Origin of the sequence: Peribacillus sp. TH27 (assembly GCF_016650915.1) — a bacterium.
Classification (GTDB): Bacteria; Bacillota; Bacilli; order Bacillales; family DSM-1321; genus Peribacillus; species Peribacillus butanolivorans.
The window spans coordinates 123,011-137,582 of sequence record NZ_JAEKEV010000003.1 but is presented as its reverse complement, the minus strand read 5'-3'; the positions used below and the strand labels follow the sequence as shown (position 1 = coordinate 137,582).

The 14,572-nt window shown below is 35.1% G+C and carries 9 protein-coding genes and 6 pseudogenes; 5 read left to right on the top strand and 10 right to left on the bottom strand.

All coding sequences use genetic code 11. The annotated features are described in order from the left end of the window. Nucleotides 1–294 precede the first annotated feature (294 nt). From JFU24_RS29575 to JFU24_RS29565, 3 genes and pseudogenes are all read right to left on the bottom strand, one after another. Nucleotides 295–489: pseudogene (locus JFU24_RS29575) on the bottom strand (HU family DNA-binding protein). A 158-nt stretch (nucleotides 490–647) separates the two neighbouring features. Beyond that, a complete protein-coding gene (locus JFU24_RS29570) occupies nucleotides 648–1,517 on the bottom strand; it encodes a cation diffusion facilitator family transporter (protein ID WP_201225660.1) in 870 nt (289 codons plus the stop codon). Between the two features lie 462 nt (nucleotides 1,518–1,979). Next, nucleotides 1,980–2,810 (bottom strand): DUF2935 domain-containing protein, encoded by an 831-nt coding sequence (locus JFU24_RS29565; RefSeq protein ID WP_201184471.1) that lies wholly within the window; start codon nucleotides 2,808–2,810, stop codon nucleotides 1,980–1,982. 523 nt (nucleotides 2,811–3,333) lie between these two features. Here JFU24_RS29565 and JFU24_RS29560 point away from each other — a divergent pair. After that, nucleotides 3,334–3,516: a YolD-like family protein gene (locus JFU24_RS29560; protein ID WP_056521496.1), complete on the top strand. Its 183-nt coding sequence runs from the start codon at nucleotides 3,334–3,336 to the stop codon at nucleotides 3,514–3,516. A 143-nt stretch (nucleotides 3,517–3,659) separates the two neighbouring features. Here the strand turns inward: JFU24_RS29560 and JFU24_RS29555 are convergent, their stop codons facing one another. After that, on the bottom strand, nucleotides 3,660–5,186 hold the full coding sequence (locus JFU24_RS29555; RefSeq protein WP_201251057.1) for an MFS transporter: 1,527 nt from the start codon (nucleotides 5,184–5,186) through the stop codon (nucleotides 3,660–3,662). Nucleotides 5,187–5,887: 701 nt separating this feature from the next. Here JFU24_RS29555 and JFU24_RS31455 point away from each other — a divergent pair. Then, nucleotides 5,888–6,159, top strand: a pseudogene (locus JFU24_RS31455) (hypothetical protein). Here the strand turns inward: JFU24_RS31455 and JFU24_RS29545 are convergent. Beyond that, nucleotides 6,085–6,705 carry a recombinase family protein gene (locus JFU24_RS29545; protein WP_201184477.1) on the bottom strand — a complete coding sequence of 207 codons (621 nt, stop codon included), beginning with the start codon at nucleotides 6,703–6,705 and terminating at the stop codon, nucleotides 6,085–6,087. The pseudogene JFU24_RS31455 and the gene JFU24_RS29545 overlap by 75 nt on opposite strands. A 1,435-nt stretch (nucleotides 6,706–8,140) precedes the next feature. On the opposite strand from JFU24_RS29545, the pseudogene JFU24_RS31450 reads away from it, so the two are divergent. Further along, nucleotides 8,141–8,403 (top strand): annotated as a pseudogene (locus tag JFU24_RS31450) (GerAB/ArcD/ProY family transporter). An 89-nt stretch (nucleotides 8,404–8,492) separates the two neighbouring features. On the opposite strand, the gene JFU24_RS29535 reads toward JFU24_RS31450, so the two are convergent. The 3 genes from JFU24_RS29535 to JFU24_RS29525 form a co-directional block, all read right to left on the bottom strand. Next, on the bottom strand, nucleotides 8,493–9,668 hold the full coding sequence (locus JFU24_RS29535; RefSeq protein ID WP_201251056.1) for an amidohydrolase: 1,176 nt from the start codon (nucleotides 9,666–9,668) through the stop codon (nucleotides 8,493–8,495). 53 nt (nucleotides 9,669–9,721) lie between these two features. Continuing rightward, on the bottom strand, nucleotides 9,722–10,078 hold the full coding sequence (locus JFU24_RS29530) for a hypothetical protein (RefSeq protein ID WP_201251055.1): 357 nt from the start codon (nucleotides 10,076–10,078) through the stop codon (nucleotides 9,722–9,724). Between the two features lie 78 nt (nucleotides 10,079–10,156). Further along, the gene (locus JFU24_RS29525; protein ID WP_342214761.1) at nucleotides 10,157–12,412 is read right to left on the bottom strand and encodes a N,N-dimethylformamidase beta subunit family domain-containing protein; all 2,256 of its coding nucleotides are present in this window, start codon (nucleotides 12,410–12,412) and stop codon (nucleotides 10,157–10,159) included. Between the two features lie 764 nt (nucleotides 12,413–13,176). Here JFU24_RS29525 and JFU24_RS31445 point away from each other — a divergent pair. Further along, nucleotides 13,177–13,479 (top strand): annotated as a pseudogene (locus JFU24_RS31445) (IS3 family transposase); the annotation flags it as partial. On the opposite strand, the pseudogene JFU24_RS30530 reads toward JFU24_RS31445, so the two are convergent. Beyond that, a pseudogene (locus JFU24_RS30530) lies at nucleotides 13,381–13,668 on the bottom strand (DDE-type integrase/transposase/recombinase); the annotation flags it as partial. The pseudogenes JFU24_RS31445 and JFU24_RS30530 sit on opposite strands and share 99 nt — an antisense overlap. On the opposite strand from JFU24_RS30530, the pseudogene JFU24_RS31440 reads away from it, so the two are divergent. Further along, a pseudogene (locus tag JFU24_RS31440) lies at nucleotides 13,643–13,729 on the top strand (hypothetical protein); the annotation flags it as partial. The pseudogenes JFU24_RS30530 and JFU24_RS31440 sit on opposite strands and share 26 nt — an antisense overlap. Here the strand turns inward: JFU24_RS31440 and JFU24_RS29515 are convergent. Then, entirely contained in the window at nucleotides 13,722–14,411 is a 690-nt protein-coding gene (locus tag JFU24_RS29515; RefSeq protein WP_342214764.1) for a sodium:solute symporter family transporter, read from the bottom strand. The pseudogene JFU24_RS31440 and the gene JFU24_RS29515 sit on opposite strands and share 8 nt — an antisense overlap. Nucleotides 14,412–14,572 lie beyond the last annotated feature (161 nt).

Below are 14,572 nucleotides of genomic sequence, written 5' to 3'. Positions count from 1 at the left end.
ATTCCCTTTTCCATGGTCATACTATTTAGCAAGAATATTAAATTGCGAGGGATATAAAAATGAAAAAGATTAAGAAGGATACAGAGACAAAGAAAAAATTTGCGAAATTATTGGAACAGGCAGGTAAAAAAGCCGGAGGGAAAATTGTAAAGGTAAAGATTAAGTAAAGTGATAATAAATTTCAAAAGTACACTTAAATAAAAAATTACATAAACAAAAAAACTCTGGTGACTATATCATCTCCAGAGCCCTTTTCACGATTATCATTAAATAAATTTATTTAACAGCTTCTTTTTATTCCTTACCTGCTTTAAAAGCGGGAACTCTTGAAGTTGCAATATGTATTTCTTCTTCTGTTTGTGGGTTTCTATCAGTTCAGGCTGCCCAGTCGCGCACTTCAAATGTGCCAAATCCAACTAATTGGATTTTTCCCTCACAGACATCCACTGCTTTTTTAGTTTTGCTTGTTTTGCCACACAGTTTTTTCATTCGTTTAACGCCTTCAACAATTTTGTCCGATCAATACATTATATGAGTCTCAAAAAAGGGGGAAAACCCTTCTAATCATCATCCACTATTGTCAAAAGATGCCCGACTACCACACAGTAAAGTACCATACAAGTTGTCACTTCTTAATAATCGGCTTTTTAGTTCGGTTCTACATGAATATGAACCTCATAGACATCGTGTTCGGTTTTTAATACATTTTCAACCTTTGTAGAAATGTCATGTGCATCTTTAATTTCCAAAGTAGAATTAACGAGAATAACAGCATCTACAACAGTATTATTACCGTAATTCCTTGCTCTGATATCCTTAACTCCTTTTACACCAAAGGTATTAAGAATGGTTTTTTTATAAGTTTCTATCAGTTCTTCATCGAAACCATCTGTCAAATTAAGTGAAGCTTCTCGGAAAATATCCCAACCAGTTTTACAAATCAATAGACCTACGATAACAGCTGCTACAGGGTCAAGCCATGCAAGGTTAAATTGAGAACCAATAATTCCGACTACCGTACCTATACTTACCCAGGCATCTGAAAGGTTGTCCTTTGCTGCAGCCATTACTGATTGACTATTAATTTTCTTCGCCAAATTCCTATTATATCGATATACGAAATATATAACTATTGCACAGAACATGCCTGTCCATGCTGCGATTAAATCAGGAGATTCTTTTCTTCCCTCGAATACCGAAGAGATAGCTGTATATAAAACTTGAATACCAACAGCCACCATAATAAAAGAAGCAACCATCGATGCTACAGTCTCGGATTTCCAATGACCGTATGGATGGTTCTCATCAGCCGGCTTTTGTGCTATTTTCAGACCTATTAGAACTGCGATCGAAGCAATGATATCAGTCAAATTGTTTAGCCCATCTGCTTTTAAAGCTTCTGAGTCTGCTGAATAACCTATAAATAACTTTGCAGCAGATAAAAATATATAAGTGCAGATACTAAGGATAACTCCCCGTTCACCCATTTTTAACTCATTATACTTCTGTTGTTCCATGGCTACCCCTCCAAATATAACACTTGATTATATTACCAAGCATTAAGTGGGTGGGTCTATAGCAATCTTTTGTTGTTAGTCCATAGAAATAACATCTGTCAAAAAAAGTTTCCTTAAGCAAACACGGTAAAGGTCATTATTTCCTAATCATATTTTTTACTTTAGTGGATTTTTTTTTAATACCTATGGAAGTACTTCTTATAGTTGTAAATCCACACGAATCAAAAAAAGGGGAAATTCCTCCCCCTTACCCTTACTGCAACTTCATCAATGATGGTTTTATCCAAACTTCAACTTTATATTTGCTTCAAAGATCGTCTGTTATCGTTCAAATTGGTTGATTCCTTCATCTCTATGATGAATTTCCCTACATAATCTTCTTAATCAATATAAGACAAAAAAAAAACGCTAGTTCTTAATTAAGGAATGAATTTTCCATACATTTGTAACTTATTTAGGTTGCTATTTTTCTTCCATCAAATGTGCTTCAAACATATCAATAATTGCAAGGAATCGTTCGGCTTCTCGGAAAACATGATCCGCCAAAAGAGGATGGATAATACTCTTAATTTTACATTCCTCAATTAGATCCCGGGCAGTTTTCTTAAAATCTCGCAGTGATACTACAGACACTCGATTCTGATCAAGAAACTGATCCAAGAGAGGAACGGTCTGTGATTGTGGTTTCATAGACTCTAAATCAGTAGCCTGAAAGACCAATTGATCAAAATCATTGCTAAAGTTTCTCGCCATATCTACAAGCTTTCTTTCCGATGGGTCAAGTAAGTGTCCAATAAATTTAGCGTGGTCGGCCATTATTCTTAAAAAGAAAACATTCTCTTTAATGATAGCATCAGGTAGTGGTTTCAATTTCCCTTCGTTTAATTCAATTAATCTTTTTCTAAAATAATTGGCTTCTCTACTTGTATGATCCACTAAAAGAGGAAAATTGTTTGCTCCTGGTAATTGACAGGTTAGTATCAGTCCTAATACTTTTCGCTTAAATGCGAATATACCTGTTGCAGCCTGTTGGACTTCCGAATTAAATCTTTTAATTTGTTCTGGATCGGTTTGATTTGTAAATGAATGTGATTGCTGTTCAATCCTTTCAAACAATCGATAAAACTGATTAGCTTCTTCAATTAACTGTGTATCTTCACATCTAAATCCTAGCCTAAGAAATAAAGAGTGTTCTTTCATAATTCTAGACCAAAAACGTATTTCATCTAATGAACGCGCAACAAACATTCCAGATGCTATTCTCATATTAAATTCTTGTGAATTCTCAGTCATAGCTAAATCCCCCTTTAAAAAAACCATCTTTCAAATTTTATTAACCGGGAGTCATAAAAAGACCTAAGTAATAATACGAATCAATTGTTAGAGTCACCACCAATAATCTGAATATTCTAATTTAAATTAGTCGTTTTCTCTGAATGTATGAAAAAAAAAATTACGGACAAAGAATTGTTCGTGAATCGTTGAGTCAGCTTAAAATATTATTAATTATTAACTAGAAGGTGAAAGCCTCTATACATAGAAGTAAGCCTTTGTTTCGTTTAACAAAGGCTTCATTTTGATGAGTTTCTTCTATTATTTATTGCTACTTTGAAGGTCAATCTATAATATAATGCATCCTACAGAAAATGATAATTTCACACAACGTTCATATATAGATGAAAGCGTTTGCAATTATTGGTGTATACTATATGTTATACAACCGATTGTTACACTAGCTTTCTTACTATTTATCATAAATAATGGATTGCTAGCATAAAAATTACTTTTATAAACCAGACAGGAAGGAGATGATCAAATGATATTAAAATCATTGAAAAAAAATGGCATAATGACAATCACTTATTTTAAAGATGGGTTTTTAGAAACTTGCAAGGGCCATATGTATAAACTGAACCTTTATGAACAAACCCTGTCCTTAACGGATAAAAATCAAAATATTTTCTCCATTCGATTATCTCACATCAAGGAAATACATTAATTTAGGTACAAACGAGATTTGAGGAAAGCCAAGGCCTTTAAGAAAATCCCTCTTGATTGGCTGTTCGAAATATTATTAATCCTAACATAAAATCGAGTAGGAGGGGGTCGCCCCCTCCTACTCGATTTTTAATAGTTAACAAGTTAAGAAGCGTTCTCCTTTTCGATTGGATCCTCAGGCCATACATTTTCATAAGCATAACCAGTCAGACTTTCAACAACTTCTTTCGTTTTTGGATTAACGTCTGCTTTAGAACCATTATTTTTTAAACGATCAATTTCATCTACTAAGATTTCATGTGTTTTTTTATTTAATTTGAAAGTGAAAGCTATGCACATTGAAATTACTAGCAACAGTGAAGTCCCAATCACTAACGTATATACGATAGTATGAATTGCTTCAGGTGTTTGTGTTGCTGATCCTTCGACAAAACCACCAAATTCTAATAGAAGACCAACAGCCATAGTAGCAATTGCTACAGAAGATTTTCTAGCAAATGTCATAACTGCAGCAAAGAGACCTTCACGTCTTTGTCTTGTTACGATTTCATCGATATCCGGAATAAATGGGAAAACATTCCACGGAGTGAATTCCAATATACTTCTACCAACTTGATAAATCCCAGCAATTATAAATAATAAAACGATCATTGAACTTGGTTGAGTTAAATAAATAACATAAAATCCAATTAAACATAAGATCATTATAGAATAAGCTACTTTAAATAAATTTGCAGGTCCAACTTTAACAATCAAAAATCCTGCTAAGATTGTCACCGGTATACCAATGATGCTTAATGAAAGTAAATTAGCACCAAGTGTAGAAGATGTACCTAATGCAAATATACAGAAATATATGAATACTGTATTAAATACATCTTTCCCAGTAAATGAAAAAAGATAAATTCCTAAATGTTTTCGGAAACTCTTGATTTTAAAAGTTGTAGCAAATTCCTTAAGCACAGAACCAATGGCTTTTAATGTTTCACCAAATCCTTTAGTCTCATTTGCCTTTTCTAGTATTGCTTTTTCTTCCTCAGGTGAAAGCTTATTTTCCCATGATGATTTATACGAAATAAATATACAGATTGCAAATAGTATAGCAAAGAAGGCACCGTTAATTAAGTAAGCGTTGGCATTGTTATCTCCAAAATAAGCAATTAATTGCCCTGGAACAAAAGTAGCTAAAAACGTACCTGTACCAGAAAGAAACATTCTTGATGTTGACATTTTAGTTCTTTCTTTAAAATCTTTTGTCATTTCAGAAGGTAGTGTTTCCCAAGGGATTAATACCATCGCTGCAATTATTTCGAATAGTAAATAAGTGAAAAGATAGTACCAGTAGTTCATTCCTGATACCCATAATAAAACATAAGTAAGCATTAATGGTGAACCGATTAATAGGAAAAAGCGACGTCTACCGAACATTCTACCTAACTTATACTTAAAGAAATTATCTGATATACTTCCAACAAACAAAGCGATAACTGCATCGACAATGCGAGCAATGGCAATGATAGAAGCGGCTTGTACCGGTGATAAACCAGCAAACGTTGTAAAGAAAAATAGTAGCCAAGCTCCAATAATGGTAAAAGCCCCACCACCCATTATGTCTGTTAATCCAAAACCGATACTAGTACGTAATGTAACTTTTCTATCTTTTCTAGACATGGATATTCCCTGCTTTCTCTTCTATTCTGGTTGCAAAGATTTTGATAATAAAAACGCTTACAATACGATTCTGATAATTACAATTAAAAAACTTTAAACGCTTACATTATTGACTTAAAAAATGTAAGTAGATAATAAATTTGTAGTAATTCATATGTTAATGTAAAAAAATTAAAGCGAGTGAATCACTTTTGAATATTAGTTTGTTTATTAAACAAACTAATAAGTAAAATAATGATAACGTTTTATTATAGTTGCGTCAATTATAAAATTAAAAATTAAAAATATTTTGTGATTTTGTTTTAAGTGCATGAAAACACCGAAAATTGGTTTCTTGTGTAAAAACTCCAAGATAATTGCAATTAATCTCTAAATCATGAACACACTGATACTATTACTCTAAAAAAGGTGCGTGATCAGTATGGGGAAAAATATTAATTCAAATGGAAACATTATCAGTCTGACATGATTTTATTAACAGTGAAATGGTATGAGGTACAACTTGAGCTTTCGTAATTTAGTGGAGATGATGGAAGAACGCTTATCGATGGCTCACACACCGATTATGCGTTGGGATTCATCAATATGGACCGGAATTAGATGAAAGAGTATGAGTACGACGTCATCTTAAGCCAACAAATGACTCCTGGGGAGTCGATGAAACCTATATCAAAGTAAAAGGTCAATGGTTGTATCTGTACGTGCAGGGGATTCCGAAGGAAACACGATTGATTTTCATTTCAGTAAAACAAGAGACAAAAAGACTGCAAAGCACTTCTTCAAGAAAGCTTTGCGGTCTTTACATGTTTCTAAACCTCGCGTCATTACGGTGGATAAGAGTCCTTTTTTTCTATCAAATCATATTTGCATCAGAACCGCCTTTAACGAGTTTCTTCTATTATATATTGATAATTTGAAGGTCTCTCTCATATTCCTTAACCAACTTATAAAAAGTCGTCTTTTTAACGCCTAATTCCGCCATAGCTTTAACGGCTGTCATCTCTCCTGCTTTCCAAAAATCATAGACTTCTTTAAACTCTTCCGTTACTTGTGCTTTCGGTCGGCCGAAAGGCACACCGTTTTGCAAAGCCACATCAATTCCTTCACGCTGCCGTTTTCGAATACGGTCCCGTTCCTCTTCTGCCATCCAAGAAAGGATTTGTAAAACTAGATCTGCAATGAAAGTCCCTAAACTATCCTTAAATTGAGTTGTATCCAACAAAGGCATATCCATCACAACGATATCTGCCTGGATATTTTTCGTGATGTCATTCCATTCTTTTAGAATTTCTTCCTTGTTTCGTCCAAAACGATCGAGTGAATGAATATATAGGACATCCCCTTTTCGGATCATCCGTTTTAATAGTTGATATTGTTCTCGTTCAAAATTTTTCCCACTCTGTTTATCCATAAAGATATCTCGTTCATCAAGCCCCTTTTCTTTCATTGCCTGAAATTGTCGTCCTTCATTTTGATCTTTGCTGCTAACTCGAATGTATCCAAATTTACGAATATCCATTTTTTTCTCCATCTTCTGCTTTTCTCTTATTCTACCAAAAACGTTCGTAAAAGTGTATATAAATACACGAACGTTCGTAAAATGATTTATAACTTTAATGAACGTTAAAACAAGATGATTTTGCATAAAAAACAACCGTTCGTAAAAGTGTACTTTTACGAACGTTAGCAACAATGCTATACTGGCCATCTCGGGAATTGTCATGATCCCGTTGTCTAGCCGTAGATGCAGGTATCCAGGAGACTATTGCCATCAGCGGCCAGTCCGTCATTTGTTAAAATACCTTCCAGGTGGAAACCGAATCAATATGTCCTAATAGCTTAAGCTCTTTCCTTTTCTCGGATTCTTCAGCAAATCTATCTAACAGTATTTCTATTTTGTCGTTTATATTCCTTATGTAGCGTTCACTATTAGCCGTTAAGCTTGTATCGATAGGAATTACAGACTCTCCGCTATATATTGCTTCCAGTGACTCAGAAAGAAAAAGAGGAAATAAAAGCAAATTGTTCTGCATATGAAGAAGCTGCAACCGATAATGAACAAAAAGGTTAATGATGGTTATCCTTTTTTGTTTACCCTTCCTTTTGGGGTGTGAAGGCTGTCGCCTTTAGCGTATGTACATAAAAAAACACACTATTTGGTTCGAAGGCTGGGCGTTTTCTCGCTTTATAATGTGATCAACAAGCCGAATGTCTATCCTCCTTTTTGGGTATGTTCGGCTTGTCGTGAAGCCAAAAAGCAAGAAATTTGAAAAACTAATGGAAAAGGTGGAGATTTTTTCTTGCATCATAAAGTGAAACGGAATGTTGCTAAGAAAAATACTACGTGTCAGCGAATTTTCAAAAGCCATTATTCGGATTGAGTCATTTTTTTGGCTTTTTGAAGTTCCCTATTCTTAAATTGCTTTTAGCTTTGCTTGAAAAAGACTTTAGTAATGTTTACGAATAAAATTAACAAAATAAAGAAATGGTGATATTTAACTATAAAAAAAGGAGTATGGACATGCTCAAAAAATTCCCACATTTATTAGACGACATGTTAGTCTTATTTGGAATCATCTTTGCTATTCGATTAATCTACACACAAAAGAAGTATATATACAGGGTATATTTGAAGGCAAAGTAAATGTGTTTTATTTACTCATACTAACAATTATAGTAGTTGCAATAAATAGATCATATAGAGAAAAACCTGAGGAGAATGACGAAGAGATAAAACCTAAGTAACTGTGATAAACCAAAATTTTATACATTCTTAGCTAAAAAATAAAGCAGACTCAAGCCTGCAATGTAGCGTTGAAGGCTATTAAGTTATATTGTAGCTTTCAAATAAAGTTTGATTAAAAACTCCTCTCAATCCCATACTTTACAATAAATAAAATGAATCCATTTTTAAAAATGATTGATCAAATGAATTCCTTTTCAGTAGATTCCTGATGTTTTATCCTTTCATCAAAAATCCTGAAACATCCCGAAAGTATGCTCATGGAGGAGCCTTGGCTACAACGTTAGTGACCTTATTAACTTATTTTGTTTCGACAGTCTTTTATTCACAAAAACAGTTGGCCATTACCTATGGCCAACACTAACAACGACAAGTATTATTGAATTGCCCTTTATTCAGCGGTTCGAATACATATTTATTGCTTGGGGACACTGCCCATACCTTCCACATCAAAATAGATTCTCGTACCGTTAATCTTTGCGTACATAGGCTACACTCCTTTTTTTATATCATTTTTTGAATTACATAAATCAATAGCAGATTCCGTACTTTTATCAGTGCTGCTAGTAAGAGAGAATAATCGAGCAAAATCCTTTCGCAGTAATACTCATTGCCCGTTCATCAAAATCGAATTTTTCATGATGATGCGGGAAAACATTGGAAGCGTCTTCCACTTTCGCTCCTGTAAAAAAGAAGGAACCAGGAACTTGTTGTGTATAGTAAGAAAAGTCTTCTCCAGGCATTATTGGCGGTGTCTCGAGTACTCCCTTTACTCCTGCAACTTTTTTGAAAGACTCTTGTACAATCTTTGTTTCTTCAGAATGATTCCAAACTGAATCGTACCCTCTATCATACTTAACTTCTGCTATTGCATCATTTGCTTCTGCTACTGAAGAGGCAATTTTTTTTAGGCTGCGTTCAGCCATATTTCTGACATATGGGTCAAAGGTACGTAGAGTTCCTTTTAGCTCAGCAGATTCAGGTATTACGTTAAATGCTTCACCTGCATGAAAAGATCCTATCGATATTACCAACTCTTTCAATGGATCAAGACTTCGGCTTGTGATCGTTTGAAGATTCATGGCAATTTGCGAACCAATAATAATTGGATCCACTGTCTCATGTGGAATGGCTCCATGTCCCCCTTTTCCTTTTATCTTAATGGTAAACATATCAGCTGCTGCCTGTATATATCCTTCTCGATAATACACGTTACCAAGTGGCAGCGTACTCATAAGATGACATCCAAACACGGCATCTACACCATTAAGACATCCATCTTCAATCATAGGTCTCGCTCCCCCAGGGGTTACTTCCTCTGCAAATTGATGAATAAATACAATATTGCCAGGTAGATTTTCACGATGCTTCGCAAGAGCTTTGGCCGTTGCCAATAATGCGGCTGTATGTCCATCATGACCACATGCATGCATAACCCCCGGAACCGTAGATTTATAGGGTACATCTTTTTCATCCTGAATTGGAAGTGCATCAAAATCTGCTCTTAAAGCGATCGTCTTACCAGGCAGCCCTCCTTTTAAGGTTCCTACAACTCCTCTTCCCCCAACATTTCGACGAACCTCAATACCCAATTTTTCTAAATAATCAGCTATAATTTCTGGTGTCCTTTTTTCTTGGAATGAGAGTTCTGGATGCCTATGCAAGTCCCTTCGAATCTCAATCATTTCCTCTTCATTTTCATCAATCACTTTATGAAGTTGTTTCAAAAGCTCTTCCATACTTCTTCACCCTTTACTCTTTTATTGATTCTAGACAGCGAAAAGGTTTATAATTATAAGTTGTTAATATTTGTTGGCGCTTCTTTATAGCCTTTTGATTTTACAACTCCGATGACAATTCCAATGAACAACCAACTAAAACCTACAATATATGTTGGTGTTCCTAGACCACTCCAAACGTATGTTAAAATACTTAAACCTACTAAAGGTAACACTACATATTTAAAAATACTTTTTAAATCTCTTTTCTTCTTTTTAACAAAGAAGTAAATAAATACTGTAAGGTTAAGCATCATAATTGAAGTGAGAGCTCCAAAGTTTTCTAGCTTTAGAACTTCTTCAACTGAACCAAATAAAGCAATGATAATTGTAATAGAGGACCTTTTTATTATACTAAAAGGAACTTCCATTTCTGTTCTCCTACGCATAGTGTAATTGTGGGACTTAATCTGGAGTTGAAATTTTCTTTTCTTTTAAAACTATGAGTATTAATCTTCAAATAAGAAACGATTTAATACATTGTCACTAATTTTTGCAACATTATTATCATAGTTGTTCCAAGCCATGCTACCTGCCCAGTTTATAGAGCCCACTGAAAACACAGCTCCTCCACCTTCTATTTCAAAATATGTCATATCTGCTCTAACTAACTCATTTTCACTCCCTCCTTGCCCTGGAGCGGTAAATAACAGATCTTCATGAACTAATTGATAATTGTTGTCTAATCCTGTTGCAGTAGCTAGACGAAGTGCGTGTTTTGGAGTTCCTAAGGAGAGGTCATATCGATCAACCTCATCCCCAACTGCACCTCCCATAATGTACCCAAAATCACCTATTATCTCATCATCCTTTATTCCTTCAAAAATAAACTTAGCCCTTTCATCCTTACTATCTGGTAAAAGGCGGTAGCCACAACATTTTCCCCAGCCCATTGCAGCTAAACCAATTCCTACTAAACTTTGAGGGATGTATCCATTATGTCTCCATAGTCCACCACATTCTCCGGTTGTACTATGAAATACTTCTCCTGGTGGGGAGTCCCATGAACGTGTACCTGAATTACCACGCCTTACTTCCACTAGATGTGGACGTTTCGGATCAATACTTGTTACCCAATAAAACCCGTTCCCTCCCATGTACATTAATCTTCCACCATTACTTTGAAAATGTTGTAATGCTTCAAGCATAGGTCTAGTCCAATATTCAGGATGAGAACCTGTTATAAGAACTTGATATTGATCTAATAAATCTACGCCAAGTTTATCTAAATCTTCATCAGTTGCTATATCATATTGATGCCCCCTTTTTTCAAGCCACCCAGATATATATAGGTCGGCAGCTAAATGGCGGATAAATCCATTTAACCAATTTCTGTAATGGGGGCGAAGATTCATAATTGGACGAAGACGAGATGAATAATGGACACCACTTCCATCAGTATGTGTATCATAAATTGATTTTCCAAACTCAGGGTGAGCAATCAAGTATCTATCTTGTTTAGCTAGCTCTAACTCATGATCCATAAAAGCATCAAGTGGGAGATTAAATAATCTCTCATTTGCATAAGCTAAATATGTGTTAGTCGGCACTAAAAACAATATTTTAGATTTCTTACTAGTCTCATATGGGCGAACAAAGAAAGGAATATAATCAATATCACCATCAGCTTCCAACTTGAGTGCATATGCACCACTTTTCAGTCCAAGAGGTAATTCCCATGAAACATCTGTATCCCAATTAGCATCTTCAATATCATCTTCATGAAAATGAATTGCAGCATATTGGTCAGGAGACAATTTAAAATCTAACTTTTTCCCCGTCCATGAATGACTAGTTACTGCTCGAGTTGGAGTATGGTAAATTGCCCCATGATACGCATTAGATGATTTGTCTATTAGTTTGTCAGAAGCAATTTCTAAACCAAAATCATAATTAGCAATAAAGTTATTATTAATTTCCTCTATTTTTTTCCCACTATAAACGTCTTGTAACTGAGAAGCATTTAAAGCAATTTTAATAAATTTAGGGTTTTCAATCTTTCCATTAAAATGCAAATGATTCTCTCCATCAAGTTGAGGATTTTGTTCCGCAGCTAAAAAAGTGTTCGATACTCTAACGTTTGTTATATCAACATCTGTTACTAATGTTATATGCTGTTCTTTATCCTCCATTGTCCATCCGCTACAACGCCTTCTATATAGACCAATTTTCTGATCTCTAATTGAATAGGTAGCTGCTACTAGGTACCATGTTTTTTCCTCTAGTGATTTATCTGATTTAACTTGATATGATTGATTTTTATCATTTTTAATTGCAAACGATAGGTGGCCAGCCTTATCTATAAACAAGCGAGCCCCATTGTAATTAATAGACTGAGAACTCCAAAGAATTTGCTCCCTGTTTAACATTGGGCTTGTTGCATATACCCACATCAATACTGTAAACTCTCCATTTTCAAAGATGCTTTCAGGAAGTGGTAATTTAGCATACGATCCAGCATTAATTGTTTGGAGACGCCCATTATATGTTCCGTTACAATCTGCATCTATTATCTCAATAGGTAAATCTGCTATCTCTGAATTAGTAATACCCCCACATAAACGAACAATACTTGTAGAATAATTTGAACTAGTTGTACTTATCTTAAAATCTATATTCTCACCAGGCTTTACACTAATTTTATCTGCATACCCAACAATCTTTAAAATATCATGATTTTGTATCTTTTTATCTTCCTTAATCACATTAATTCCTCCTCGTATATTATGTTTAAGCTCCTTTTTAAAAGCCCAACTTATGCACCTCAGATTACTGAAGAAGTGGTAATACGATATCTAGAAACGCTATGCTATCAAATCCCCTATAAGCGTAAATACTCTTGATATTTCATTATTAATACAATTTTTCAACAGGTCTGCCAATACAGTAGGCTTATTTGGTTATGCCCAATTTTTGCTTATGATGTATGTTTGGGCTCTTTCAAACTAACTAACTAGCCTCCTATAATGGACCCATAAAACTAGACACCAAATGAGGAGATGTTAAAGTAGATCTATGAAAAGAAAACGATATACACCAGAATTTAATCTCAAATCGTGCTAGAGGTCCTAAAAAAAGAGAAGAGAAGACCCTGAGTGAAATTGCTTCATCCCATGGGATTCATGTGAATCAGATCCGTCAATGGCGGAATGCATTCCTTGATCAAATGCCACAGTTGTTTACGAATGAAAGCAGAGTAAGAAGAACAGATTGAAATTCTATACGCCGAAGTCGGCTGTCTAACCACGCAATTGTCATGGCTTAAAAAAAATCTGGCCTTAAGGAGTAGAGCAGAAAGAATAGACATGATTGATTGGAATGACGCGGAACTTCCCATTACCACACAGGCTGAACTGCTTGGGCTCAATAGATCAAGCTTGTATTATAAGCCGGTTGAACCTTCTTCCGAAGAAGTTCTTATCAAACATAAAATCGACGAGATTTATACTATGTATCCTTTTTCGGCTCTCGCCGCATCACAGCCGTTCTAAATAACAGTGGACTCTTAATTAACCGAAAAGCTGTTCAACGCCATATGATGGAGATGGGAATTGCCGGTATTTCACCAGGTCCTCATCTTAGTAAGCGTAAACTTGAGCATCGGACTTATCCATATCTGCTTAGGAATCTGCCCATCGCTCATCCGAATCATATCTGGGGAATTGATATTCTAAACTTCTTCATATTTGATTGTCCGCCAAAGTCGCTTGGTAATAATGTTATCCAGTGCACGACCCCTGCCATCCATACTAATTCGGACTTCTTTATTTAAAACTAGGTCGATGTATTTCGGGCCGGTAAAATGGCTGTCCTGATCACTGCTGATGATGATTGGTTTGTTTTTTGAGAGAGCCTGTTTAACAGCTTTTAAAACAAAGTCGATTTCAAGAGTCTGATCTAATTCTCAACTGACCACATATCTTGAATACCAGTCAATGATGGCTACGAGATACATCCAGCTGCGCGATGAAGCCATAAAAGAGTACGGGACTCCTAGAGAAGCAAGAAAGAAGATTAATAACTTCTTCCAATTCTATAATCATGAACGCCCTCACCAATCATTAGGCTATAAACCTCCTGCCTCCGTTTATAGCCAGTGAGTGATTCATCCTTAATAGAAGATCCCTTCCCATGGGAGAACCTGTAAAGGATTCGGCAGAGCCCTCGCTCCGCTTGCCCTTGACAGAACCTCCCCTGAGAAGGAAAAATAGCATCAAGATGAATCACTCCAAAAAAATATGCATTACTAAACAATGGATTGCCAACAGCTTTATAAAAACTAGTTAGAAATTCTGGAGATGAGTCTTGTTTTGTTGTTAACGCAACCACAATACCCACCACAAAAGAAACCAATACTCCAATGGGGCTTATGAAGTAGGTCGGGAATCCATTTGCAAGTGCATACGAAACAAACAATGTTCCTGATACCATTGAGAAAAATGCAGCTTTAGTATTAAATTTATCCCAGTAAAAACCTGCTACTATTGGAAATGCAAGCATACCAGTGAAAGCTGATAGATATATTAAAGACATTAAAACATTTCCAAAAAATGTCAACGAAAATAATAGTGTTGAAGCACCAATTAAAAGGAAGGCTATTCTGCTGGCGTTAATATAAAATCTTTCGCTTTTATTTTTTACCATATATCTTTTAAAAAGATCATTAATAACTATAGAAACAGCTGAGTTCCAGATCGCAGTAATTATACTACTTCCTACAAGAAATAATGTTATAAAAAAATAGCCTGTAAAAAAGAAGGAGCGAAATTAATTTAAGTGTAGGAAGGGCTTCTTCAAATTTGTCTAAATCAATTACGGTATCACCACCTTTCATGGTAACATCAAACAAAATTATTGATTTATTT

Excerpts from the sequence above, each read along its gene's own strand:
- JFU24_RS29560 (WP_056521496.1), top strand. The coding sequence starts at position 3,334 with ATGATATTAAAATCATTGAAAAAAAATGGCATAATGACAATCACTTAT.
- JFU24_RS29535 (WP_201251056.1), bottom strand. The coding sequence starts at position 9,668 with ATGGAAGAGCTTTTGAAACAACTTCATAAAGTGATTGATGAAAATGAA.
- JFU24_RS29530 (WP_201251055.1), bottom strand. The coding sequence starts at position 10,078 with ATGGAAGTTCCTTTTAGTATAATAAAAAGGTCCTCTATTACAATTATC.
- JFU24_RS29545 (WP_201184477.1), bottom strand. The coding sequence starts at position 6,705 with ATGGATATTCGTAAATTTGGATACATTCGAGTTAGCAGCAAAGATCAA.
- JFU24_RS29570 (WP_201225660.1), bottom strand. The coding sequence starts at position 1,517 with ATGGAACAACAGAAGTATAATGAGTTAAAAATGGGTGAACGGGGAGTT.
- JFU24_RS29555 (WP_201251057.1), bottom strand. The coding sequence starts at position 5,186 with ATGTCTAGAAAAGATAGAAAAGTTACATTACGTACTAGTATCGGTTTT.
- JFU24_RS29565 (WP_201184471.1), bottom strand. The coding sequence starts at position 2,810 with ATGACTGAGAATTCACAAGAATTTAATATGAGAATAGCATCTGGAATG.